Origin of the sequence: Flavihumibacter fluminis (assembly GCF_021491375.1) — a bacterium.
Taxonomy (GTDB): domain Bacteria; phylum Bacteroidota; class Bacteroidia; order Chitinophagales; family Chitinophagaceae; genus Flavihumibacter; species Flavihumibacter fluminis.
In genome coordinates this window covers 966413-989173 of record NZ_JAKEVY010000001.1, presented here as the reverse complement: position 1 = coordinate 989173, position 22761 = coordinate 966413, and the positions used below count along the sequence as shown (strand labels likewise).

The 22761-nt window shown below is 45.0% G+C and carries 24 protein-coding genes; 13 read left to right on the top strand and 11 right to left on the bottom strand.

Translation table 11 applies throughout. The features are described from left to right. Window positions 1-22 precede the first annotated feature (22 nt). Window positions 23-1567: an APC family permease gene (locus L0U88_RS04380; RefSeq protein WP_234864392.1), complete on the bottom strand. Its 1545-nt coding sequence runs from the start codon at window positions 1565-1567 to the stop codon at window positions 23-25. A gap of 169 nt (window positions 1568-1736) precedes the next feature. Between L0U88_RS04380 and L0U88_RS04375 the strand changes: the two genes are divergently transcribed. From L0U88_RS04375 to L0U88_RS04365, 3 genes are read left to right on the top strand one after another with little or no spacing between them, the layout of a single operon-like run. Then, window positions 1737-2972: a dicarboxylate/amino acid:cation symporter gene (locus L0U88_RS04375; RefSeq protein ID WP_234864391.1), complete on the top strand. Its 1236-nt coding sequence runs from the start codon at window positions 1737-1739 to the stop codon at window positions 2970-2972. 23 nt (window positions 2973-2995) lie between these two features. Beyond that, window positions 2996-3958 (top strand): DedA family protein, encoded by a 963-nt coding sequence (locus L0U88_RS04370; RefSeq protein WP_234864390.1) that lies wholly within the window; start codon window positions 2996-2998, stop codon window positions 3956-3958. 26 nt (window positions 3959-3984) lie between these two features. Continuing rightward, the gene (locus L0U88_RS04365) at window positions 3985-5031 is read left to right on the top strand and encodes a glycosyltransferase family 9 protein (RefSeq protein WP_234864389.1); all 1047 of its coding nucleotides are present in this window, start codon (window positions 3985-3987) and stop codon (window positions 5029-5031) included. Window positions 5032-5063: 32 nt separating this feature from the next. Here L0U88_RS04365 and L0U88_RS04360 read toward each other — a convergent pair whose 3' ends face one another. The 3 genes from L0U88_RS04360 to L0U88_RS04350 all read right to left on the bottom strand — a co-directional run bounded on the left by L0U88_RS04360 (window position 5064) and on the right by L0U88_RS04350 (window position 7430). Continuing rightward, complete coding sequence (locus L0U88_RS04360) at window positions 5064-5639, bottom strand: hypothetical protein (protein ID WP_234864388.1); 576 nt, start codon at window positions 5637-5639, stop codon at window positions 5064-5066. Between the two features lie 231 nt (window positions 5640-5870). Further along, window positions 5871-6800 carry a malate dehydrogenase gene (gene mdh / locus L0U88_RS04355; protein WP_234864387.1) on the bottom strand — a complete coding sequence of 310 codons (930 nt, stop codon included), beginning with the start codon at window positions 6798-6800 and terminating at the stop codon, window positions 5871-5873. Between the two features lie 66 nt (window positions 6801-6866). Beyond that, complete coding sequence (locus L0U88_RS04350; protein WP_234864386.1) at window positions 6867-7430, bottom strand: TlpA family protein disulfide reductase; 564 nt, start codon at window positions 7428-7430, stop codon at window positions 6867-6869. Between the two features lie 104 nt (window positions 7431-7534). On the opposite strand from L0U88_RS04350, the gene L0U88_RS04345 reads away from it, so the two are divergent. The 5 genes from L0U88_RS04345 (at window position 7535) to accC (ending at window position 12345) form a co-directional block, all read left to right on the top strand. Continuing rightward, window positions 7535-7897 (top strand): BlaI/MecI/CopY family transcriptional regulator, encoded by a 363-nt coding sequence (locus L0U88_RS04345; RefSeq protein WP_234864385.1) that lies wholly within the window; start codon window positions 7535-7537, stop codon window positions 7895-7897. Window positions 7898-7901: 4 nt separating this feature from the next. Next, the gene (locus L0U88_RS04340; protein ID WP_234864384.1) at window positions 7902-9743 is read left to right on the top strand and encodes a M56 family metallopeptidase; all 1842 of its coding nucleotides are present in this window, start codon (window positions 7902-7904) and stop codon (window positions 9741-9743) included. A gap of 85 nt (window positions 9744-9828) precedes the next feature. Then, entirely contained in the window at window positions 9829-10395 is a 567-nt protein-coding gene (efp, locus tag L0U88_RS04335; RefSeq protein ID WP_234864383.1) for an elongation factor P, read from the top strand. A 91-nt stretch (window positions 10396-10486) separates the two neighbouring features. Continuing rightward, window positions 10487-10987: an acetyl-CoA carboxylase biotin carboxyl carrier protein gene (gene accB / locus L0U88_RS04330; protein WP_234864382.1), complete on the top strand. Its 501-nt coding sequence runs from the start codon at window positions 10487-10489 to the stop codon at window positions 10985-10987. A gap of 20 nt (window positions 10988-11007) precedes the next feature. Then, entirely contained in the window at window positions 11008-12345 is a 1338-nt protein-coding gene (gene accC, locus L0U88_RS04325; protein WP_234864381.1) for an acetyl-CoA carboxylase biotin carboxylase subunit, read from the top strand. 191 nt (window positions 12346-12536) lie between these two features. Here accC and hxpB read toward each other — a convergent pair whose 3' ends face one another. Further along, complete coding sequence (gene hxpB / locus L0U88_RS04320) at window positions 12537-13199, bottom strand: hexitol phosphatase HxpB (protein WP_234864380.1); 663 nt, start codon at window positions 13197-13199, stop codon at window positions 12537-12539. A 91-nt stretch (window positions 13200-13290) separates the two neighbouring features. On the opposite strand from hxpB, the gene L0U88_RS04315 reads away from it, so the two are divergent. Continuing rightward, window positions 13291-14103 (top strand): lysophospholipid acyltransferase family protein, encoded by an 813-nt coding sequence (locus L0U88_RS04315; protein ID WP_234864379.1) that lies wholly within the window; start codon window positions 13291-13293, stop codon window positions 14101-14103. On the opposite strand, the gene L0U88_RS04310 is transcribed toward L0U88_RS04315, so the two are convergent. The 5 genes from L0U88_RS04310 to L0U88_RS04290 form a co-directional block, all read right to left on the bottom strand. Next, entirely contained in the window at window positions 14100-14615 is a 516-nt protein-coding gene (locus tag L0U88_RS04310; RefSeq protein ID WP_234864378.1) for an acyl-CoA thioesterase, read from the bottom strand. The genes L0U88_RS04315 and L0U88_RS04310 overlap by 4 nt on opposite strands. A 62-nt stretch (window positions 14616-14677) precedes the next feature. Beyond that, complete coding sequence (locus tag L0U88_RS04305; protein WP_234864377.1) at window positions 14678-15778, bottom strand: mandelate racemase/muconate lactonizing enzyme family protein; 1101 nt, start codon at window positions 15776-15778, stop codon at window positions 14678-14680. Window positions 15779-15812: 34 nt separating this feature from the next. Further along, window positions 15813-16913 carry an FAD-binding domain-containing protein gene (locus tag L0U88_RS04300; RefSeq protein WP_234864376.1) on the bottom strand — a complete coding sequence of 367 codons (1101 nt, stop codon included), beginning with the start codon at window positions 16911-16913 and terminating at the stop codon, window positions 15813-15815. Window positions 16914-16917: 4 nt separating this feature from the next. Further along, window positions 16918-17199 carry a TIGR03643 family protein gene (locus L0U88_RS04295; RefSeq protein WP_234864375.1) on the bottom strand — a complete coding sequence of 94 codons (282 nt, stop codon included), beginning with the start codon at window positions 17197-17199 and terminating at the stop codon, window positions 16918-16920. Then, window positions 17181-18677 carry a cryptochrome/photolyase family protein gene (locus L0U88_RS04290; RefSeq protein ID WP_234864374.1) on the bottom strand — a complete coding sequence of 499 codons (1497 nt, stop codon included), beginning with the start codon at window positions 18675-18677 and terminating at the stop codon, window positions 17181-17183. The genes L0U88_RS04295 and L0U88_RS04290 overlap by 19 nt, the downstream gene beginning before the upstream one ends. 50 nt (window positions 18678-18727) lie before the next feature. Here L0U88_RS04290 and L0U88_RS04285 point away from each other — a divergent pair, with 50 nt between their 5' ends. The 3 genes from L0U88_RS04285 (at window position 18728) to L0U88_RS04275 (ending at window position 21351) form a co-directional block, all read left to right on the top strand. Continuing rightward, a complete protein-coding gene (locus tag L0U88_RS04285; RefSeq protein ID WP_234864373.1) occupies window positions 18728-19444 on the top strand; it encodes an SDR family oxidoreductase in 717 nt (238 codons plus the stop codon). A gap of 34 nt (window positions 19445-19478) precedes the next feature. Next, window positions 19479-20702 (top strand): proline dehydrogenase family protein, encoded by a 1224-nt coding sequence (locus tag L0U88_RS04280; RefSeq protein WP_234864372.1) that lies wholly within the window; start codon window positions 19479-19481, stop codon window positions 20700-20702. Window positions 20703-20805: 103 nt separating this feature from the next. Beyond that, window positions 20806-21351 (top strand): DUF412 family protein, encoded by a 546-nt coding sequence (locus tag L0U88_RS04275; RefSeq protein WP_234864371.1) that lies wholly within the window; start codon window positions 20806-20808, stop codon window positions 21349-21351. 34 nt (window positions 21352-21385) lie between these two features. On the opposite strand, the gene L0U88_RS04270 is transcribed toward L0U88_RS04275, so the two are convergent. Beyond that, complete coding sequence (locus L0U88_RS04270; RefSeq protein WP_234864370.1) at window positions 21386-21856, bottom strand: GAF domain-containing protein; 471 nt, start codon at window positions 21854-21856, stop codon at window positions 21386-21388. Between the two features lie 101 nt (window positions 21857-21957). On the opposite strand from L0U88_RS04270, the gene L0U88_RS04265 reads away from it, so the two are divergent. Beyond that, window positions 21958-22752 carry a thymidylate synthase gene (locus L0U88_RS04265; RefSeq protein ID WP_234864369.1) on the top strand — a complete coding sequence of 265 codons (795 nt, stop codon included), beginning with the start codon at window positions 21958-21960 and terminating at the stop codon, window positions 22750-22752. Window positions 22753-22761 lie beyond the last annotated feature (9 nt).

Sequence of the window (22761 nt, the reverse complement as noted above, 5' to 3'; positions counted from 1 at the left end):
GGGATATTATTTAATGCTGTAATTATCCTTCGAAATCCGATTTTTTGGGAAGGATCTCTCCAGGAGTATGACCGGGATCATTGAGCTTGGAGTTTTTCCTGCCATACAGGAAATAAACTACAATACCTACCACCATCCAAATAATTGCAACTTCCAGTGTTTGTGCATCCAGGGCAAAAATCATAGCGCTGCATACGAGCACACCCATGATGGGAACAAACGGTACCCAGGGAGTGCGGAAGGGGCGTTTTGTGTTAGGTTCGCTTTTACGCATCAACCAAACACCTGCACTTACCAGAACGAAAGCGAAAAGGGTACCGAAACTGGTGAGGTCACCAGCTACGTGTCCGGGTACAAATGCGGCAAATAATCCAACAAAAACAAACAGGATCCAGTTGGCCTTATAAGGTGTTTTGAATTTCGGATGGAGATCTCCAAATACCTTTGGTATCAGTCCGTCGTTACTCATAGTAAAAAAGATTCGGCTTTGTCCCATTAGCATCACCAGGATAACAGAGGAGAATCCTGCCAGGATGGCGATCGTAACAGCGGTGGATAACCATTGATAACCGTGCATGTATTCCGAAATCGCATAAGCAACGGAAGCTTCACGGCCCTTAACCGGATCCACAAAATCGGTCCAGGGAGCAACTCCGGTTAAAACATGGCCAAATAAAATATACAATACGGTACAAACTGCCAGTGAGCCCAGGATACCAATTGGCATATCGCGGGCAGGATTTTTAGCTTCCTGAGCTGCCGTACTAACCGCATCAAATCCGATAAAAGCAAAGAACACGATAGCAGCACCACCCAAAACTCCGCCCCAGCCATGTTTAAACACTCCGGAATAATCAGCGATCGTTTTACCTGCCTGGTCTTTAAATTCTGGAGTTCCTGCAGGAATCAAATAGGGAGTATGATTTGCGGGATCTATAAACTGCCAGCCTACTGCAATAAAAATCAGTACAATAGCAACTTTAATGAATACGATAATAGCATTCACCATGGCAGACTCCTGTGTTCCTTTAATCAACAAAAGTGTAAGAAGTAGCAGGATCACCAATGCAGGTGCATTAATGATTCCCTGGTGCAGCACTCCATTTGAATCCGTAAAGCTTTCAAATGGAGAATGCGACCATTCATAGGGTATTCGTCCCCCCAGCAACGTATTCAAATATTCACTCCAGGCAATAGAAACAGTAGCAGCCCCCAGTGCGTATTCCATGATAAGCGCCCAGCCAATGATCCAGGCGATCAGCTCACCCATGGTAACATAGGAATAGGCATAAGCACTTCCCGCGATGGGAATCATCGCAGCAAATTCTGCATAACAAAGTCCGGCAAATGCGCAACCGATAGCGGCAATGATAAATGAAATTGTTACTGCTGGTCCGGCTGCCTGTCCGGCAGCTGCAGCAGTTCTTACAAACAAACCGGCGCCAATAATGGCGCCTATTCCAAGTGCTACCAGGTTGGTAGCCCCCAATGTTCGTTTTAAACCTTTTTCTGAATCAGCAGCCGACGCCAGCAGAGCGGACAGGGATTTTTTCCTGAATAAACTCATATCAGTTTTAATTGTGTTTTGATAAGCTGTTTAGAAGGGCGTAAAATAAATAATTATTTAATTCGCAGCCGCTAAACTTTGAATGGAAGCGGATTTCGGCCGATTATTTTGGTAGCATCAGGAATTTTTCGAATTTTCGGCCTTCCGTTCAAAAGCTTAAGCACCTAAAATGACGAAAAAGAACAGGTTGACCCTTTACATTCTGATTGCAATGGTATTGGGTATTATCGTTGGGTATATCGTTCACAAGAATGCTACTCCTGAATTTATTGCCTCTTTTTCTGAGAAAATAAAATTACTGACCACCATTTTTTTACGACTGGTTCAGATGATTATTGCCCCACTTGTTTTCTCTACACTGGTGGTTGGTATTGCCAAACTAGGTGATTTGAAAACAGTTGGAAGAGTTGGAGGAAAAGCATTGCTCTGGTTTGTTACGGCTTCTTTGATTAGCCTGCTCATCGGAATGGTACTGGTGAATTTCTTCCAGCCTGGATCCGTTATTAATTTAGGAAATGCAGATACCAGCAATGCAGAGGACCTGATTGGAAAAACAAAAGTGTTTTCACTTCAGAATTTTGTTGAACATGTATTTCCAAAAAGTGTTGTCGAAGCAATGGCAACCAATGAAATACTGCAGTTGGTAGTATTCAGCATCTTTTTTGGAGTTGCAGCCACGGCCATGGGCGACTATGCTAAACCAGTGATAAAAGCATTGGATGGTGTAGCGCACATTATCCTTAAAATGGTAGGTTATGTGATGGCATTTGCGCCGCTGGGTGTATTTGGTGCACTGGCTGCAGTAATTGCAACCAATGGGTTAAGTATCTTTAGCTTTTATGGCCTGTATATGCTGTATTTCCTGATTGGAATCACAGTATTGTGGATGGTCTTACTTGCGGTTGGCTATTTTATTCTGGGTAACCGCGTGCCTGTGTTGTTAAAGAGAATTGCACAGCCATTGCTGATCGCGTTCAGTACCACTTCCAGTGAAGCAGTATTCCCAAAGCTGACAGAGGAACTGGAACGTTTTGGATGTAAGGATAAAATTGTAGCATTTATTTTGCCCCTTGGTTATAGTTTTAACCTCGATGGAAGTATGATGTACATGACCTTTGCCAGCCTTGCTATAGCGCAGGCATATGGCATTCACCTTGATCTTGGAACTCAACTTACCATGCTTCTGGTACTGATGTTAACCAGTAAAGGGATTGCCGGTGTACCACGTGCTTCACTGGTTGTGGTAACGGCAACCTGCGCCATGTTTGGTATTCCTGCTGAAGGTATTGCACTCATTTTACCAATAGACCATTTTTGTGATATGTTCCGAAGCATGACCAATGTACTTGGAAATGCACTGGCCACTTCTGCGGTAAGCAAGTGGGAAGGAGAATTAGAGAGTTAACGATAGAAATAAAGAAGATGAAGATGAAGAAGCTGTTTCTGCTGACGGTATTAGTTTTTGTTTGTAGTGGCCTTATTGCACAGGAGGAGATCCGTTTGCGGGTGATTAATCAGTATGAATCCTCCGTGGGACAATTTACCCTGATGCAGGGCGCCGATTCAAAAGAGTTTGTGGCTGATAAGGAGGGATATGTACTCTTGCCGCTCGATTCCCTTACCGAAGTAAAAATTACTGCTCCCTTGCATGATACTGCTAGTTTCAGTTATGCAGGATTAGATAATTCCAAAACAGTGGTACTGACAAAATCCTTTGGCTGGAAAGACCTGCTGAACCCGATGTTTTATATCGTAATGGGCGGGCTCTGGATTATCCTGCTGATTGTATTTGCGGAAACCGGATTGTTCGCCGGGTTTTTCCTGCCGGGTGACAGTCTGCTTTTTGTAGCCGGTATCTATAGCACCAACCTGATTAATGAGTTGTTCAAATCATTTGGGCTGGATTGGCAGCGAGGAGAATGGTTCGACCTGCTGCTACTGGTTACCCTGATCTCTTTTGCCGGAATTATAGGTAATACAGTAGGGTACTGGTTCGGAAAAAAGATTGGTCCTACCATGTTTCGCTGGAAAGACAATTTCTTTTTCAAAAAACACTATCTCGAGCAGGCGCATGAATTCTATGATAAACATGGCGGTGGTGCGATTGTTTTTGCGCGTTTCCTGCCCATCGTACGTACGTTTGCACCGATCATTGCAGGTATTGTTGGAATGGATAAAAAGAAATTCGCCTTCTACAATATTGTGGGTTGTATCGCCTGGGTGGTGAGTATGATATTTGCCGGACATTTTTTACAAAAATGGGTACAGGCGCAGTTTGGCTTCGACCTGAAGGACCACCTGGAAGCGATCATCATTGTGATTGTGCTGGTTACAACTGCACCTGTGTTGATTAAGCTGATCACAGGGCGGAGGAAACAAAGTGAGACGTGAGACGTGAGAAGTGAGACGTGAGACATATGAAAATTCTGATTATACGGTTTTCTTCTATTGGTGATATTGTACTAACAACTCCGGTTATACGCTGCGTTAAAATGCAGGTGCCGGATGCGGAAGTTCATTTTTTGACCAAAAAGAATTTTGCATCTGTGGTTAGATCGAATCCGTATATTGATAAACTTCATTTACTGGATGAATCACTGGATAACACAATTGCCGCACTTGCGGAAGAAGGTTTCGACTGGGTGATTGATTTGCACCACAATCTCCGGACATTACGAATCAAGAAAGTGCTGAAATGTCCTTCGAAGAGTTTTAATAAACTCAACATTCAGAAATGGTTGCTTACGAATTTCAAGTTGAATTTTCTGCCGCAAAAACATATAGTCGATCGCTACCTGGAAACCGTTTCGCACCTGGGAGTTAGAAACGATGGTGCAGGCCTCGATTATTTTATTCCTGCCAATGAAGAAATCAAACCATCAGATTTGCCGGCTTCTCATCAACTCGGATATATCGGGCTGGTTGTAGGGGCAGCGCATGCAACAAAACGATTGCCGCTTCATAAACTGAAAGAGCTGGTTCAACTGATTGATCATCCCCTGGTAATATTAGGCGGACCTGAGGATCGTTCAACAGGTGAAGTCCTTGCAGAACTGGACCCCATCCGTGTGTATAATGCATGTGGTAAATTCAGTTTGAATGAATCTGCTGATCTGGTAAGAAAGGCCAAACTGATTATCACGCACGATACCGGACTCATGCATATCGCTGCAGCATTCAGAAAACCGGTTATTTCAGTGTGGGGCAATACGGTACCGGCATTTGGCATGACACCTTATATCAATCAACCGGGGGCTCCAGCAGTTTTGATTAATGGTATATCATTGCCTGTGACAGGTAATTCAAATGGAGGAACCGACCAGGTGGAGGTTATTGGGCTTCGTTGCAGGCCCTGCTCCAAAATTGGACACGATGCCTGTCCGAAAGGGCATTTCAAGTGCATGGAGCAAATTGATTTACAGGACTTGCATAAAAAAACGCGGCAATTGCTTGCCGCGCGCTAACCATTCAAATTCTAAAAAGGTCTGCCAGAGCTTTATTTGGCAAATGCACCGGTCCATTCTCCGGCAGCATTAAATATGTTGAAACCAACCATGGAATCTTCACAGAAAAAAGTGCGGGTCCATTCATCCTGCAGATTGAAATAATTGTAGGTGTTCGTACTTGTTTTAACCAGGTATCCTTTCCAGATTCCCTTGTCGTCAAAATCCAACACAACGAACTGGTTAGCGATTACGAGGTAACCCGTTAATTTGTTTTCCTTGTCAAACATGTAATAGCCCTTCCAGTTCTGGTTGGTAAGCGGGTGCAGACTGAAAGAATACATAGGATTAATACTCTGGTTATGAAGCGGACTAAAATCCTTGTTGAATTTAGGATTGATGAGTTTGTTTTTATCCGGATTAATACCCTCGTTCATAGCCGGGTTGATGTTCCAGTTGTGTTTGGGATTGATGCGGAAATTCTTCTCTGGATTAATACGGGGATTATCAGCAGGGCTAATTGTCTTATTAACCTGCGGGTCACGTTGTTTGGGCAATTCAAGGGGTTCCTGGGCGAGGACACTAATTCCCAACACACTAAATGCTAATACGAGTAAGGGCTTGATCATGCTCTTTTTGTTTGTATAGGTTACAGAAATCGGCCTTCTAGGCTTTGGTAAACCGGGTATAACCCTAAGAGCTTTAAATAGGTGTTGGAGAGATAGCAGTACAAATCTAATAGAATACTATTGCCATCAAAATAGTTGGGCTTGTTTTTTTTGAGAAATTAAAAAAAAATTCGATGAATGAAATGAAAAAAGCCGCACAGGGCGGCTTTTTGTTTATTCTAATCAGTTGACTTAGAGAGTTTTAAGAACATCGTTCATAGTACGAACAGCTTCTGCACTTTTGTTGAACAAAGCCTGCTCTTCTTCATTCAGTCCGAATTCAACAATTTTTTCCCAGCCGTTCTTTCCGATTACCACCGGAACACCCAGGCAGATGTCAGAAAGACCATATTCACCTTCCAGGGCTACGCAGCAGGTGAAGAGTTTTTTCTCATCGCGCACAATGCTTTCCACCAGGGCCGCACCAGCTGCTCCGGGAGCATACCAGGCTGAGGTTCCGATTAGTTTGGTAAGCGTAGCACCACCAACCATAGTGTCTTTTACGATTGCTTCCTGGTCGTTTTGTGAAAGGAAATTCGTAACTGGAACAGAATTCCAGGTGGCATACCGGATCAATGGAATCATGGTAGTATCACCATGACCACCTACTACAACTGCATTCAGATCAGAAGGTGAGCAGTTCAGGCGTTGGCTGAGCTGGTATTTGAAACGGGCACTATCCAATGTTCCACCCATACCAATGATTCTGTTTTTAGCGATACCGGTTGCCTGCAATGCCAGGTAAGTCATGGTATCCATCGGGTTGGAAATGATGATAAAAATAGCGTTAGGGGAATATTTCAGAATATTTTCGCAAACAGTACGTACTATACCTGCGTTAGTGCCGATCAATTCTTCACGGGTCATTCCGGGTTTACGGGGAATACCGGAAGTTACCACTACCACATCACTGCCGGCAGTTTTACTGTAATCATTCGTGCTTCCAATAATGCGGGTATCAAATCCGAGCAGGGTAGCAGATTGCATCATATCCTGCGCCTTTCCTTCGGCTAAACCTTCTTTGATATCTAATAAAACCAGCTCTTCACAGAGTTCCTTTCTGGCAATGTTGTCTGCACAGGTAGCTCCAACGGCTCCGGCACCAACTACGGTAACTTTCATGGAAATAAAATTATGCGGTGAAATAATAATTTGCGGTGCAAAGATAGGACTTGCAACTACTTCTGTTCATTTAAAAGAAGCAAGAATCAGGTCTGTTTTGGTATTACCTTCAAATACTGATAGGAGCTGCCCCTTCTTATCATAGAGGGCTATAAATGGCAGGTTTTTGATCCTGAAATAGGGTGGCAGAAAATATTTCTCATCCCTCCCGATATAAATATTTTTCCATTCATCCAGTTTATAGCTCTGGTAAAATCCTTTAAGATCTTCCAGCGGCTGGTAGGTAGCCAATACAAAATTGTAAGGTTTCAATTCTTCCTTAACCTGTTTCATCCAATCCATTTGCTGGAGGCAGTGGTGGCAATCCGGACTGAAGAACATCAGGATCGTGCCCCGGTTTTTAAGCAGGTTATCGCGTTTGATTGTTTTCCCATCCAGTCCCTTCAATTCAAAAGGGGGGAGGTTTTTAAAACGCTCATAGGGGGCGGGAGTGGCGGCCGCCTTTTCCTGGGAAAAGCTGAATTCCTGCGTTGCTATCAGAAAAAGGATCGCCAGAATAAATTTGCCCACTGGTTGAAAGCTCTTGTTGCTTATGCAGTATCGGTACATGCGTGCGTGTTGATTTTTCATAAAAATAGGCTGCCATTACCTATTAAATTCATTAACTATTTTTTTTAGAATTTAATTTGGAATTATCTACGAAAATATCGTAGGTTTACGAAAACTTCGTAGAAATGGAAAAGTTGAGTTTACCGGAAGAACAGGCCATGCAGGTGATCTGGCAGACAGGGGAGGGTAATGTAAAAGCCTTTTTGGAGAAAATGAAAGAAGCGCCGCCTTATACCACCCTGGCATCCACGGTGAAGAACCTGGAGAAAAAAGGCTTCTTAAAAAGCCGGCTGATCGGCAATACCTATGTCTATCGGGCAGCCATAAGCGAAGAGGAGTATAAAATGCGGTTTATGACTGATTTTATCAAAGGTTATTTTGATAATTCCTATAAGGCGATGGTCAATTTTTTTGTGGAACAGGATCAATTAAGCAAGGAAGAATTGAAAGAAATCCTGGACATGATAGAAGGAAAAAAAACAAAATGATACCATGAATGATATGCTTGTATATCTGGTAAAATTTACCATCAGTTTATCGCTGGTAACGATTTTTTACCAGTTGTTCCTGCGAAAGCTGACCTTCTATAATTGGAACAGGTGGTATCTGCTGGTTTATCCCTTAAGTTGTTTCCTGCTTCCATTGCTGGATATTGGTTGGTGGCTGGAAGCTGACAGGGTCGATTTGAGCGCATTGCAGCAACTGCCTGCATTAGGTAACTGGAAGCCTTCATCCGTAGCTGCAGGTACAGGCAATTTCAATTACTGGTATTTGCTGAATGGGATTATAGTTGCCGGTTCAATAATGATGGCCTTACGAATTCTCATGCAGTACCTTTCTTATCGTCGTTTATCCAAAAGGGCGGCATTGTTGGGGGGTGAGGATATTAAATTGTATGCAGTAACGGGAAACATTATTCCGTTTTCCTTTGGACGTTCTGTTTATGTCAATCCTGCTTTGCACAGTGAAGAGGATTTAAAAGATATCATTCGTCATGAAATGGTACACGTTCGGCAGCATCATACCGCGGACATGATGTTGGCTGAACTACTGCTGGTATTGAATTGGTTTAATCCGTTTGCCTGGATACTTCGGCATGCCATCCGGCAAAATCTGGAATTCATTGCAGACCGGCAGGTACTAACACATGGCGTTGATCGGAGGCAATATCAATACCTCCTGGTAAAAGTGGTGGGCCAGCGCAATTTCAGCATGGCTAGTCACCTCAATTTTTCAGCCTTAAAAACAAGAATTGTTATGATGAACAAAATCAGATCAGCGCGCATACACCTGGTAAAATTTGCTTTTGCGGTGCCGCTGGCCGCCATATTATTACTGGCCTTTAGAAAAAAACAGGAGTTGCAGGAAGTTCCTGAAGCAGTCCATTCTCCAGCATTACTTCGGCTGGTACAGGATGAGGGACAGGTACAGCATACAAATCTGGAACATATTCCTGAACTGTTACCAGGTTTAGCAGGACAGCAAAACGACACGGTACCAGCCTCTAAGAGATCCTACCTGGCTGGACCAACCGATAAAGGGTATCACATTAGGATAACCGAAAAGAACGGGATTGGAGAAGTTACCATTTTGGATCAGAAAAAAAAGAAGGTAAAATCCATGTCGTTGGATGAATGGAATGCCAATAAGGCACTATATGAGCAGCAGTATGGTGAGCTACCACCTCCACCTCTACCTCCACCACCACCACCTCCTGCTCCTCCTGCTCCTGGAAAAACGATACCCGTTGCTCCTGCGGCTCCAGTTTCGCCTGCAACGCCGGCGCCACCAGCGCCACCCGCTGCCCCACCGGCTCCTGATAAGCAAAAACTGATGGTGATCAGTGAAGGAGATTCAAAGGTGGAAGTTGATGAGGAACAAAATGCAACAATCACTGGCAAGCGGGTTGAACTGCAAATGCCAAAAGATGGAGGGCCTCTTTATTTTGTAAATGGTAAGGAGTGGACAAAAGAAGATGTATCTCTAATTGATCCCAACCGAATCAAAGCAATCCATGTAATAAAAAATGAACAGGCGGTTGTTAAGTACGGGGAGCGGGCGAAAGAGGGCGTTATCCTGATCGATACAAAATCGGACAATGCTGCTGCTGATCCTGTCGGTAAACTTGAACCCATAACAGTTACCGGTTATGCGAAGTCTGAAGCGAGTCCGCTTTATATTGTTGATGGTCAGGAGATGAGTCCGGAAGAATTTAAGAAAATGAAACCAGAGTCTATTGAGTCCATTACTGTTTATAAAGATAAAAAGGCAACTGAACGATTCGGAGCTAAAGGAAAAAACGGGGTAATTGTAGTGATGAGAAAAAAACAGTGATCTGCTAAAAATTTGCTGCCTATTGCCGAATTGCAGTAATTTTGCTCCCTTACTAATTGTATATAGCAGAAAACTGTAATTAATTATGGCAAATACCTCCGATATCAGCCGTGGCCTGATTATCAAACTCGATGGAAGCCTGTACAAGATCGTTGAGTTTGGAGAAAACAAGACTGCACGTGCAGCCGCCAAGGTTTGGGCAAAGCTGAAAGGTGTGGACAATAACCGTACGATAGAACAAACCTGGAACAGTGGCGATACCATTTATCCCATTCGTGTAGAGCGCAAGAATTTTCAGTTCCTCTACAAAGACGACAGCGGTTATAACTTCATGGACAATGAAACCTTCGAACAAATCGTAGCCCAGGAGAGTCTGGTGGATGCTCCCCAGTTTTTAAAAGACGGACAGGAAGTATCCGTGCTGGTAAATACCGAAACCGATACTCCCATGAGTATCGAACTGCCGGATAAAATAGTTCTGAAGGTAACTTATAGCGAACCCGGCATGAAAGGGGATACGGCTACCCGTACCCTTAAGCCCGCAACAGTGGAAACCGGTGCAACCGTGATGGTTCCGCTTTTTGTGAACGAAGGGGAATTGATCCGCGTGAACACCAAAACCGGTGACTACGTGGAGCGCGTAAAAGAGTAATTTTTAATGAAAGATGTTAGTGCCCCTCTGCGGAGGGGCATTTTCCTTATCTTAGCCGCCTAAATTGATCACCAACTGTAAATTCAGTACAATGGATTTCAAACAAATTCAGGAGTTGATCCGATTGATCAACAAGTCGAACATCGGTGAACTGACGATTGAAGAAAAAGGGTTCAAGGTCACGATTAAGCAAAAACAAGACAACATTCAGCAGGTGGTTGCTGCTCCTATGTATGCACCCGCTGCACCTGCCGCCCAGGCTCCCGCTGCACCGGCTGCTAACGCCCCTGCGGCCACTGCTCCTGCTGGCAACGGAGATAAACCTAAATCGGCTGACGCAGTTCCAAGCAATCTGATTACGATTAAAAGTCCCATGATCGGAACCTTCTATCGTCGTCCCTCACCCGATAAACCGCTTTTTGTTGAAGTGGGAGATGAAATCAATCCAGGTAAAGTGGTTTGTATCATCGAAGCCATGAAACTCTTCAATGAGATCGAGAGTGAGATAAAAGGTAAAGTAGTTAAGATCCTGGTAGACGATGCGTCTCCGGTTGAATACGACCAGCCTTTATTCCTGGTAGAACCCGCTTAATGCACTAATTCTTTCCGAAGATGTTTAAAAAAGTATTAATCGCTAACCGCGGTGAAATTGCGCTTCGGGTTATTCGTACCTGTCGGGAGATGGGTATTAAAACCATTGCGGTCTATTCCACAGCGGATAAAGATAGTTTACACGTAAAATTTGCTGATGAGGCAGTTTGTATCGGTCGCCCTCAAAGCGCTGATTCCTACCTCAATATTCCGCACCTGATGGCGGCGGCAGAAATCACCAATGCGGATGCTATTCACCCCGGATACGGATTCCTGGCGGAGAATGCCCGTTTTGCGGAAATCTGCGGTGAGCACGGCATTAAATTTATCGGTCCCCAACCTGATCAGATTCGCTCTATGGGTGATAAGATCACGGCCAAGGAAACCATGATTCGTGCAGGCGTTCCGGTGATTCCCGGTTCCGAAGGGCTCCTTGACAGTTTGGATGAAGCCTATTCTGTTGCGGAAAATATGGGTTATCCCGTGATTTTAAAAGCAACTGCCGGTGGTGGTGGTAAAGGGATGCGTGTAGTATGGCAGAAAGAAGAAATGGAGCGGGCTTATAATACCGCCAAGGCAGAAGCACTGGCAGCGTTCAAAAACGATGGCGTTTACATGGAGAAATTTGTGGAAGAGCCCCGTCATATTGAAATCCAGGTTGCCGGCGACCGCTATGGAAAAGTCTGCCACCTGAGTGAAAGGGATTGCTCTATTCAGCGCCGTCACCAGAAACTGGTAGAAGAATCTCCTTCACCGTTCATGACGCCTGAATTACGCCAGGCTATGGGTGAGGCAGCAAAGAAAGCCGCTTCCGCTATCAACTATGAAGGTGTTGGTACCATCGAATTCCTGGTAGACAAACACCGGAATTTCTATTTCATGGAAATGAATACCCGTATCCAGGTGGAGCACTGTGTAACGGAAGAAGTAATCAATTTTGACCTGATCAAGGAACAGATAAAGATTGCGATGGGTGAATCCATCAGCGGACGGGATTATGAACCCCAGATGCATGCAATTGAATGCCGGATCAACGCCGAAGATCCCTATAATGATTTTCGTCCAAGTCCGGGTCGGATTACAACACTTCATACCCCGGGTGGTCATGGGGTGCGGGTAGACAGCCACGTGTATGCAGGTTATACCATTCCTCCGTATTATGATTCCATGATCGGAAAATTGATTACGGTTGCGCGTACCCGTGATGAAGCCATCAATACCATGTATCGGGCCTTGAGTGAGTATGTAATCGAAGGTGTAAAAACAACCATTCCATTCCACCTACAACTGATGCAGAATGATGATTTCCGCAGCGGAAATTTCACGACTAAGTTTTTGGAAACGTTTAAGATGAAGTGAGACGTCAGACGTCAGATGTGAGACGTGAGACGTCAGATGTGAGACGTGAGACGTCAGATGTGAGACGTGAAATGAGTTTAAAGTCGATCACCAAAATAAAAACGGGCAACCCAATTAGGTTGCCCGTTTTATTTTTGTTTTTTCCCGTTTCCTTTCTCCCGTCTCCTTTCTCCCTTTTCACATCTGACGTCTCACTTCCATATCGCCTGCAACAACAGCTCATTAAAATTCACCAATGAGCCGAGTTTCAGATCGGCGGCGCTCCATTTGGGTTGGTGAAAAACTTCGGGAGCGGGCACTACCACACATTTCATTTTAGCGGCTTTGGCTGCAATGAGGCCATTGAAGGAATCTTCAAAAACCAGGCATTGCATGGGTTTTACCTGTAATTGCGCGGCACAATGAATAAAGACTTCCGGGTGAGGTTTGCCAAAAGCCAGTTCACCTGCGGAACTGACTTTTTGAACATAAGATCCTATTCCCAGCTTTTGAATGACCATTTCGATCATCCGCATGGGAGAGGAAGAGGCAATGGCGATAGGATAACCCTTGGAACGGAAAAACTCCAGGATAGTTCCAACACCGGGCATGGGTTCGCCCTGTAAGCGGATTTTTTCCATGGCGGCTTCTTCAATAGTGCTAATTGCTTTTGGAGCATGGTCAGGATCAATCCCAAACTGGTGAAACCAATAATCAATCCATTCAGGTGTTCGGAGTCCGGTACTGGTTATATATTGTTCATGCGTAAGCTGAATTCCGAAAAGTTTAAGGGTATCCATGCCAGCTTGCTGCCATAATGGTTCAGAGTCGATCAGCAGGCCGTCCATATCAAAAATCACAGCGTTTTGAGACATGCGCAAATATACACTCTGGGCTTTTGATAAAACCGTTATTGTATTGCCAAATCCTTATATTGCAACCGGTTAGCTCACCCAATTTCAATGCATGAGTCAATTCATCGACCGATTGAAACAAATCAGACTGGTTCGTAAACTGGTATATGCGATTGTCGGATTCGTATCGTATCCCGGACTGGTATGGTTTAATAAACTCAAAATTTCTGGTACGGAGCATCTTGAGAAATTACCCCGTAACAATGTATTGTTTGTCAGTAATCACCAGACATATTTTGCGGATGTGATCACCTTCCTCCATATTTTTTGTGCTGTAAAATGGGGAAAGCGAAATGAACTGGGTATTCCTTATTACCTGCTCAACCCCTTCACCAATGTATATTATGTGGCAGCGGAGGAAACTATGAAGGGAAGTTTGATCAGTAAGTTTTTTATGCTGGCAGGCGGACTAACAGTAAAGCGTACCTGGAGACAGGGGGCAACGGAAGTGAGACGGGGACTCGATCCTTCTGACACCCGGAAAATTGAACGGGCGCTACAGGGCAGCTGGGTAATTACTTTTCCCCAGGGAACTACCAAGGCTTTCGCGCCGGGAAGAAAAGGAACCGCATTGATCATTAAAAAGAATCGTCCGATTGTAGTACCGGTAGTTATAAACGGCTTCTGGCGGGCGTTTACCAAAAAAGGATTGAGCTTCAAAAAGCGGGGATCCCTGCTTACCGTTCGGTTTAAAGAGCCGCTGCAAATAGATTATGAAGCATCCAATGAAGAAATCCTGGAGCAGATCATGGATGCGATTGAACAAAGTAAAAAATTCATGATGAAAGTGCCGCACCTGGCAGAGGCGCTAAAAGAACAGCAGCTTCGCCGGGAAAGCAAAGCTGCTGAACAATCCGGTAATTAAGCTTCGCTGAACAGCGCTTTCAATTCAGTGGCATCTGCCGCCTTCATTTTTCCTCCCAGGATTAGCCGGAGTTGTCTTCTGCGCAGGGCGCCATCATACAATTTTTTCTCTTGTTCTGTTTCCGGTTCTAAAACAGGCACAGGACGGGGTTTCCGATTTGGGTCCAGCGCAACGAAGGTATAATAGGCTTCATTGCTTTTATACCGGTATTGATGTGTCAAGTCTTCTCCCCAAACACTCAGGTGGATTTCCATGGAGGTAGTAAAAGCGCGGGTCACTCTTGCTTCGATATGTACCACATTGCCCAGTTTGATAGGCGATTCAAAGGAGATATTATCCACGGAAGCTGTAACCACAGGTGCATTACAATGCTTGCCAGCAGCCAGCGCTGCAGCGATATCCATCCAGTACATCAGCCGTCCACCCATCAGGTTCCCAAACACATTGGTATCGTTGGGTAATACCAGTTCTGTCATGGTTACCTGGCTTTCAGCCGGTTTTTTCTTTTGCATATGCTAGATTTTATCCGGTCGCAAGCTACGCCAGTTTAGGAACTTTGATGCCAGATTTTTAGTCAGATCCTGATCTGCTCGAGCTCGTGCAGGAATGAATCGTCCACATCTGCTCCTAATCCAGGCTCATCAGACAGTTCAACCAGGAATCCGTGGTAGGTGATGCCTCCTGTAACGGGATCTGCTTTATGCCCCAACAGGCAGGTGTCCATATCATAAAATTCGACATTACGATGAGCCGTAGCAAAATGTGCACAGGCGGTAACAGCCAGGCGGCTTTCGAGCATGCCACCCATCATGCAGGGAATATTTCGATCGGCACAGGCGCGATTGATTTCAATAGCTTCCAGCAGTCCGCCGCTTTTCGAGAGTTTGATATTCACATACTGACAGGCGTCCGAATCAATCACGCGAATGGCATCCCGGTGATCAAAAACAGACTCATCCGCCATTATAGGAACGGGAGAGAGGGCTTTGAGTTGCGGGCCCAGGTGATCGTTATAGGTACGCATGGGTTGCTCGCAAAACTGGATGTTGTAGGGTTGCATCCCCGTAAGTGCTTGCACAGCGCCTTCGAAACTCCAGCCCTGGTTGGCATCAATTCGCAATACAATTTCATCACCAACAGCTTCGCGGATCGCTTTCACTCTGGCAATATCGGTAATTGGATCCTTACCCAATTTGATCTTGATAATGCGTACTCCGTTGCTAACATACGCAACGGCTTTTGCTGCCATCATTTCCACCGTATCAATTCCAATGGTAAGATCTGTTTCAATCCGGATTGTTGAGGTTCCTCCGAGAAAACGATATAAAGGCTGGTCGGCCGTTTTGGCGGCCAGATCGTAAAGAGCCATATCAAACGCACTCTTTACGGTAGAGTTACGTGCAGTAAAGAGATGGAGTTCCTGCATTCGATCTGCAATCTCCAGGGGATCTTTTCCTTTCCAGAGTTTGGCAAAATCCTGTGCCATAACATAACAGGTGGATTGCGTTTCACCCACAATCATCGGGAAAGCGGAACATTCTCCCACACCATAAATGCCTTCATCCGTGTGGACGCGGATGAACAGATTCTGTGCAAAATCCATGGTTCCCGTAGCAATGGTAAAAGGCTCCATTGGAATGCTGTAGCGATAAATATCAATATGTGTAATGATCATACGTAAACGAATGACCGAAAATAAAACAAAGCGCTTATTTCAAGAGGTTTTCTGCTTTTTTCCAGAAGTTAAAAAAGGAAGAAAGTTTTCCTGTGTAACCCGGAATTAACCAGGGATAAGCATCCTTCTCACCAGGGTAGTGCCGGGTCAGGGGATGATCCATGGTATGGATCGAAGGGCACTGCAGCAGCTCAGGAAAATCTTCCGGTGATCCGGTAACGATCTGTATATCCGGGATCAGATCAACGGCCAGTTCCAGTATAAAGTCCAATACTTTTTTGCTAACGGGGTACTGGCTGAAATGCTTGGGATCCAATAATAAGATCCGGTTGGCCGATTGTTCTTTTCGCCAATTTGGATTAAGCCAATAAGAGGTATAGATCAGCACAGGCTTATCAGTACGAATATTAGGAGGTGCAGTATCCGGTAAGGTGGTTTGGAGGCTGAGGGGTTGTGTGCATTTGAGGCTTTGCGGAATTTCCTGGTTGAAGATTTCATCGTAGGAATGATCAAGAAAGGTTCCGCTCTGTTTACTATTCAGGTATTGGTTGATGTTTTCCTGGTTCGCAATGTATTTTTTGGAAGAGAAAGTTCCGGCTACCCATTGCCAGCTAAGTGTATTACTGGCAAGGTCACCATCAAGCAGGTGGTAGTACATCCATTTTGAAGGAGCTTTCCAATGTGCCCGTCCCAGATTGCAGGTTATACCGGCGATGTACATACGAAGATGATTGTGCAGATATCCGGTTTTGTAGAGATTTTTGATTCCCTCATCGATGGCATTAATACCCGTTCCTGCATGGATGAGTGCATCCGGAATTTCATGGTGGGAAACCGGATACTGGGGGTTCCGGATATCTTCCCAGATGCGATCGCCGAATTGCCACCAGCAGCGTTGAAAGAATTCACGCCAGGCGAGTTCCTGTACCAGTTTGTAAGCATTTTTTAACGTGTGACCATCTTTTTTGAGAAGGTCCCAAATTTCTGGTAGGGTAATAGCTCCTCTTGAAATATAAGGAGAAAGATAGGTGACGGATCCGTTCAGGTAGTTCCTGGTTTTTCCATATTGCTGAGGTGAAACGGAATGAACCCGTTCCAATATGCTTTGATAATCGGTGGGGAAGTTGCCATCCATCTGGTTAACGTTTGCTTATTTTATTGAGACTTATTGTACGTTGACGGGAACATTTGAATCGTTGAACTGCCTCCTCCCGTTTCATGAAATGTTTGGTTTTCCTGGATTGTACCCTTTTACGCCAGCGTTTAAAACTGGAAGGAAGCATTTCTCTTCGCATGAGCTGGATGGTTTGTTGTTCTGACAAACCGAATTGAAATTCGATGGCCTCAAACGGGGTGCGGTCTTCCCAGGCCATTTCAATAATACGATCTATCTCTGCAGTGGTTAGTGTTGTTGATTCCATTGGTCGAGTTGTTTTAAAAATTCTTCTGCGTGCTGAAGATGCAAAGCCTGTTTTTCGGGAGCCATTTTATCAAAAGTCTTTACCAGCATTCCCAGGCGTGGGTTGCTGAGGAAAAAATCGCGATGTACATGCATGAACCGCCAGAACAATCCATCCCAGGTAGCCTGCCAGGGCCCTTTTTTCCAGTCGCCCATTTTCAGTAGATAATTTGATCCGCTGATATAGGGTTTGGTAGTCATAAGTCCGCCATCAGCGAATTGCGTCATCCCGTACACATTTGGCACCATTACCCAATCATAACTATCGATGTAAAATTCCATGAACCATTTGTACACGGAATCGGGATCGAATTCGCAGAGCAGGAAAAAATTGCCCAACACCATGAGGCGCTCAATATGATGGTTATAGGCAGTGTGCTGTAATTTTTTTATTACGTTGTCAATTGGATGAATGCCTGTTTCTCCGGTATAGAATGGGTGTGGGATCGGGCGAATGAATCCCCAGTAATTACGGGTTCTTTGGCGGCTGCCGGCTCGATAATAAACCTGGTGAATGAATTCACGCCACCCAATGATTTGACGGATAAAACCTTCCAGTGAATTCATCGGAATTTGATTTCTGCCGGCGAATGAAATGGTCTGGTCAATAATTTCTCCGGGAGTAATCAATCCGGCATTCAGGTAGGGGGTCAGTACACTATGAAAAAGGTAGGATTCGCTTTCCAGCATCGCGTCTTCATAGGCGCCGAAACCTGCCAGGCGTTGTTCCAGAAATTGTTGTAACTGGTAACGGGCATCCTTATGCGTGACGGCATATTTAAAATGGGTGGTAGTGCCAGGGTTATCTGGAAAGTTGGTTGCGCAATAATTGATTGCTTCATCGATAAAGGCATTTGTTGGGGTAACCGGCAATGCAGGTATTTTGAGACCTTTGGGAATTTTTTCCCGGTTTTCTGCGTCAAAGCTCCATTTGCCGCCCAGGGGCTGTTTTTTTTCATCCAGCAGGAGATTCAGTTGTTTACGATGCCAGATATAAAAATCGGTTTGAAAAAAAGTACTGCGTTTATTGAAATGAAGGTCGGCATCAGCAGGTTGCAGTAAAAAGCCAGGGTTTGAATACCAGTGGAGGCTTAGCCTGTTTTTTTGGGCTGTTTCTTTGATGCGTTTTTCCACCCAGTTATCTGCTGGATAACATAGATGCAAATCGGTTATCTTTTGTTTTTTTAAACCTTCGTGCAGGAATCGAATGGCCGATGCTTTTTCATTGGAATTGATATAGAGTGTCGAATACCCCTTCTCTTTTAATTCACTTTCAAAAGCTTTCATGCTGGCCCGGTGGAACAGGATTTTCTGCTGGTGAAATGCGTATTGTTTAAAGAATAATTCTTCTTCAATCAGAACAATCAAACGATCTTTTTGAAGTGCGGGATGCTTTTCAAAAAGGTGATTCGGTAATAGCAGAACAGCTTGCTTTTGCATGCAGGAATAAACAAAAACCAATGCGCTTTGTTGCTAGGTAAAACAGATTCATGGAATCCATAAAAGGGAAATCGATACTATTGGCAGGTGCAACAGGAGGAATCGGTCAGGCTGTAGCCAAAATGCTGGCGGCTTCGGGAGCGAACTTGTTTTTAACGGGCCGTACGGAAAGTAAACTCAAAATACTGGCTGATAGTCTGAACCTGGATCCGCAAAACTGGATGGCTGCGGATCTGACCAAAGAAGCAGAAGCAGATCGGCTGTTTCAGCAATTTACTGCTGTTATGCCTTCCATTGATGTACTCATAAATGCCTCTGGTATTGGTATTATCAAACCGGCTGATCAGTTGACTTCTGAGGAGTTTATGCATACCCTGCAGTTGAATTTGTTTGCTCCATTTTTATTGCTCCGGAAATTCCTCCCGGAGTTTAAGGCAAAGAAAAAAGGACTGATCATTCATGTTCCTGGAATTCTGGGAAAGGTTCCTATGGCGGGTGCTGCTGCCTATAGTGCATCCAAATATGGATTGGTTGGTATGTTGCAAAGTATCCGGGAAGAATTGAAGCGTACGGATGTACGTTTTACCAATCTTTTTCTGGGAGGTGTAGATTCGCCTTTTTGGGATACTATTGATTTACGCGTGCAGAGAGATAAAATGGTAACAGCGGAAGAGGCTGCACGTGCGATCTGGTTTCTCTGCCAGCAACCTGCCAGTGGGGTGGTAAGTGAAATGGTGCTCCAACCTTTCAATCACCAGGCGATCTGAAATTGCCTTATTTTTGCGGCCTCAATGTACCGGCATGGATCCAAAATCCCTACTGTCTTTCGACAATACTGAAAATGCGTTTGCCTATAAATCTGATAAAGCCTTAAAAAAAGCGGCTTTTCTTTTTGGCTCTATGGGGTTTGCCCCATTGGTAAAATTAGGGACCTGGATCACTCCCTGGGCAATTAAAGCGGGATTGCCGGTTAAAGGCGTAATACGAAATACTTTATTCGAACAGTTTGTGGGGGGTGAAACCCTTGAGGAGACCGCAAACGTTGCTAACCTGCTGGGTAAATACAAAGTACAGGTGATCCTTGATTATGGTGTGGAAGGAGGTGATTATGGTGAGGCCGGACTGGACCATGCCTGTGAGGAGTTTTTGAAAGTGGTGAATTATGCGGCCACTCAAACAAATGTTCCCTTCATGAGTATCAAGGTGACGGGATTGGCAAGATTCGGTTTGCTTGAAAAGCTGGATACGGCAGCACAGGCGAAAAGCGGTTTTGAAGGTCGTGTTCATACTGAAGTATTGAGGGAATCAGAACGTGCCGAATGGAATCGGGTAGTGGTACGTATGGAACGGATCTGTGATGCTGCGGCAAGGCAGCAGGTGGGTGTATTGATTGATGCGGAAGAAAGCTGGATTCAGGATCCTGTAGATGCGCTGGTGATGCAGATGATGGAAAAGTACAATAAGGGTAAGGCAATTGTTTACAATACGGTTCAGTTGTATCGGCATGATCGGTTACAGTTTCTGAAAGACAGTTATCAACAGGCGGAGAAAAAGGATTTTATACTCGGAGCCAAGCTGGTACGCGGCGCATATATGGAGAAAGAGCGAAAGCGTGCGGAGGAAATGAGCTACCGCTCGCCCATCCAGCCAAATAAGGAAGCGTGTGACCGGGATTATAACTGGGCGGTTGAATTTTGCATTGAGCACCTGGAGCGGATAGCAACCATCGTTGCCTCGCACAATGAATACAGTAATCTCTATGCGGTTCAGTTGCTTGATCAAAAAGGGCTTTCACACAACCATCCGCATATACATTTTTCTCAGTTGTACGGCATGAGTGATCATATCACCTTTAACCTGGCAAAAGCTAATTGCCCGGTTAGCAAATACCTGCCATTTGGCCCCATTGGCGATGTGATTCCATACCTGATGCGGCGCGCGCAGGAGAATAGTTCGGTAGCCGGACAAACCGGCAGAGAATTAAGCCTGATCCGGAAAGAATTAAAGCGCAGGTCAAAAGGTTAAAATCCTTTTACAACCGGGGTAGTTATCCACTTTTTTTTGCTTTGGTACCATAGTTGATGCGTTAGAAGCAGCATGGGTTGACTTCTACGCAAAACTACTTTCTATGATTCAGTTATTGGCCGTTACTACCTACGAGGTAGGACGATACGCGCAGGTAGTAGTGATCTGCAGCATTCCCGTAATCGTACTCACTTTTTTTGGGGTTCTGTGGTTGCATTATCGCCGAAGGAGAAAACTGGATCCACAGGAAGCGCAGATTCGCGAAACCATTTCACAAAAAATAAAAATCCAGGCTATGGAACAGGAGTTCAAACAAACAGAAACGGATGTTCGGTTTTTGCAGGACATGCTGCAGGAAAAACAATTGCAGATTGAATTTTTGCAGAACCAACTCTCGCAGCGGATTCGTAATTACCATGATGTGGAAGCCCGCGAGGAGCAGATCCGCCAGGAATTGCAGCACAAAGAAAATGCGCTTCAGGAATTAAAGCAGACAGTACAGGTTAAAGAAGCTGAACTACATGGATTGCAGGATCGGTTGCAGCAACAGGCCCGTTTTCTTTCCGGTTTGCAGGAGCAACTGGTTCAGGGGATGGAACGGCTGCAGGGGCATCGTGAAGCACCCTCTCCACTGGTGGCCGTTGGTTGATTTTATCTGTATCCGTTGGTTACCGGCAGGGAGATTACTGCAAAAGGGCAACGATTTCTTCAAGAAAACGGCGGTCGGTTTCGTTGAACTGATCTAATTCGGAACTGTCAACATCCAGCACCCCGATCACTTCTCCGTTGCGGAACAGGGGAACCACGATTTCAGACCTGGATAAGCTGCTGCAGGCAATATGTCCGGGGAATTTCTCAACATCGGGTACAATCAGTGTGCGCGCTTCTTTCCAGCTCGTACCGCAAACGCCACGACCCAATTGGATTCTGGTGCAGGCAACGGGTCCCTGAAAAGGTCCGAGTACCAGTTGTCCGTTTTTCACAAGGTAAAAACCGACCCAAAGCCAGCCAAACTGCTCTTTCAGGGCGGCGGCTATATTGGCGAGGTTGGCAATCTCATCTGTTTCGCCATCCAGTAAACCTTTAATCTGCGGAATCAGGGAACGGTACTGTTCTTCTTTGGTGCCTTTCAAAATCTGTAAGTCTTCTGCCATGGTGCAAAATTAATCATTTTGTTTCCACAAGTTTCCCTCACCCGACCGGTGACACCCGACCGGTGCCATCGGTCGGGTGAATTTATCTGTAACTTGCGAGCATGCAACAGTATCATCAATTATTGCAACATATCCTGGAGAACGGTGTGGAGAAATCGGATCGCACGGGAACCGGCACCATCAGTTGTTTTGGCTACCAGATGCGGTTTGACCTATCGCAGGGTTTTCCGCTTGTCACCACTAAGAAAGTTCATTTGAAAAGTATTATCCACGAGTTACTCTGGTTTTTGCAGGGCTCTACCAATATTGCCTACCTCAAGGAAAATGGGGTGAGCATCTGGGATGAATGGGCAGATGAAAATGGGGAACTGGGACCGGTTTATGGAAAACAATGGCGTTCCTGGGAAGGGAAAGATGGAAAAGTGGTGGACCAGATCAGTGACCTGGTAAAACAACTAAAAACCAATCCGGATAGCCGGCGGTTGATCGTCAGCGCCTGGAATGTGGCCGATCTGCCCGAAATGGCCCTGATGCCTTGTCATACACTCTTTCAGTTTTATGTAGCAAATGGCAAACTCAGTTGCCAGTTGTACCAGCGATCGGCTGATGTGTTTCTGGGTGTACCCTTTAACATTGCATCTTATGCCATATTAACACTCATGCTGGCACAGGTATGTGACCTTGAACCAGGGGATTTCATTCACAGCTTTGGAGATGTACATATCTACAGCAATCATTTCGAACAAGTGAAACTGCAGCTAAGCAGAACTCCATTCCCCCTGCCGCAACTAAAACTCAACCCGGAAGTGAGAGATATATTTGGATTCCGGTATGAGGATTTTGAACTGGTGGGGTATCAGAGTCATCCGGGGATAAAGGCGCCGGTAGCGGTATGAAGAAGTGAG

Excerpts from the sequence above, each read along its gene's own strand:
- L0U88_RS04380 (WP_234864392.1), bottom strand. The coding sequence starts at position 1,567 with ATGAGTTTATTCAGGAAAAAATCCCTGTCCGCTCTGCTGGCGTCGGCT.
- L0U88_RS04375 (WP_234864391.1), top strand. The coding sequence starts at position 1,737 with ATGACGAAAAAGAACAGGTTGACCCTTTACATTCTGATTGCAATGGTA.
- L0U88_RS04370 (WP_234864390.1), top strand. The coding sequence starts at position 2,996 with ATGAAGAAGCTGTTTCTGCTGACGGTATTAGTTTTTGTTTGTAGTGGC.
- L0U88_RS04365 (WP_234864389.1), top strand. The coding sequence starts at position 3,985 with ATGAAAATTCTGATTATACGGTTTTCTTCTATTGGTGATATTGTACTA.
- L0U88_RS04360 (WP_234864388.1), bottom strand. The coding sequence starts at position 5,639 with ATGATCAAGCCCTTACTCGTATTAGCATTTAGTGTGTTGGGAATTAGT.
- mdh (WP_234864387.1), bottom strand. The coding sequence starts at position 6,800 with ATGAAAGTTACCGTAGTTGGTGCCGGAGCCGTTGGAGCTACCTGTGCA.
- L0U88_RS04350 (WP_234864386.1), bottom strand. The coding sequence starts at position 7,430 with ATGAAAAATCAACACGCACGCATGTACCGATACTGCATAAGCAACAAG.
- L0U88_RS04345 (WP_234864385.1), top strand. The coding sequence starts at position 7,535 with ATGGAAAAGTTGAGTTTACCGGAAGAACAGGCCATGCAGGTGATCTGG.
- L0U88_RS04340 (WP_234864384.1), top strand. The coding sequence starts at position 7,902 with ATGAATGATATGCTTGTATATCTGGTAAAATTTACCATCAGTTTATCG.
- efp (WP_234864383.1), top strand. The coding sequence starts at position 9,829 with ATGGCAAATACCTCCGATATCAGCCGTGGCCTGATTATCAAACTCGAT.
- accB (WP_234864382.1), top strand. The coding sequence starts at position 10,487 with ATGGATTTCAAACAAATTCAGGAGTTGATCCGATTGATCAACAAGTCG.
- accC (WP_234864381.1), top strand. The coding sequence starts at position 11,008 with ATGTTTAAAAAAGTATTAATCGCTAACCGCGGTGAAATTGCGCTTCGG.
- hxpB (WP_234864380.1), bottom strand. The coding sequence starts at position 13,199 with ATGTCTCAAAACGCTGTGATTTTTGATATGGACGGCCTGCTGATCGAC.
- L0U88_RS04315 (WP_234864379.1), top strand. The coding sequence starts at position 13,291 with ATGAGTCAATTCATCGACCGATTGAAACAAATCAGACTGGTTCGTAAA.
- L0U88_RS04310 (WP_234864378.1), bottom strand. The coding sequence starts at position 14,615 with ATGCAAAAGAAAAAACCGGCTGAAAGCCAGGTAACCATGACAGAACTG.
- L0U88_RS04305 (WP_234864377.1), bottom strand. The coding sequence starts at position 15,778 with ATGATCATTACACATATTGATATTTATCGCTACAGCATTCCAATGGAG.
- L0U88_RS04300 (WP_234864376.1), bottom strand. The coding sequence starts at position 16,913 with ATGGATGGCAACTTCCCCACCGATTATCAAAGCATATTGGAACGGGTT.
- L0U88_RS04295 (WP_234864375.1), bottom strand. The coding sequence starts at position 17,199 with ATGGAATCAACAACACTAACCACTGCAGAGATAGATCGTATTATTGAA.
- L0U88_RS04290 (WP_234864374.1), bottom strand. The coding sequence starts at position 18,677 with ATGCAAAAGCAAGCTGTTCTGCTATTACCGAATCACCTTTTTGAAAAG.
- L0U88_RS04285 (WP_234864373.1), top strand. The coding sequence starts at position 18,728 with ATGGAATCCATAAAAGGGAAATCGATACTATTGGCAGGTGCAACAGGA.
- L0U88_RS04280 (WP_234864372.1), top strand. The coding sequence starts at position 19,479 with ATGGATCCAAAATCCCTACTGTCTTTCGACAATACTGAAAATGCGTTT.
- L0U88_RS04275 (WP_234864371.1), top strand. The coding sequence starts at position 20,806 with ATGATTCAGTTATTGGCCGTTACTACCTACGAGGTAGGACGATACGCG.
- L0U88_RS04270 (WP_234864370.1), bottom strand. The coding sequence starts at position 21,856 with ATGGCAGAAGACTTACAGATTTTGAAAGGCACCAAAGAAGAACAGTAC.
- L0U88_RS04265 (WP_234864369.1), top strand. The coding sequence starts at position 21,958 with ATGCAACAGTATCATCAATTATTGCAACATATCCTGGAGAACGGTGTG.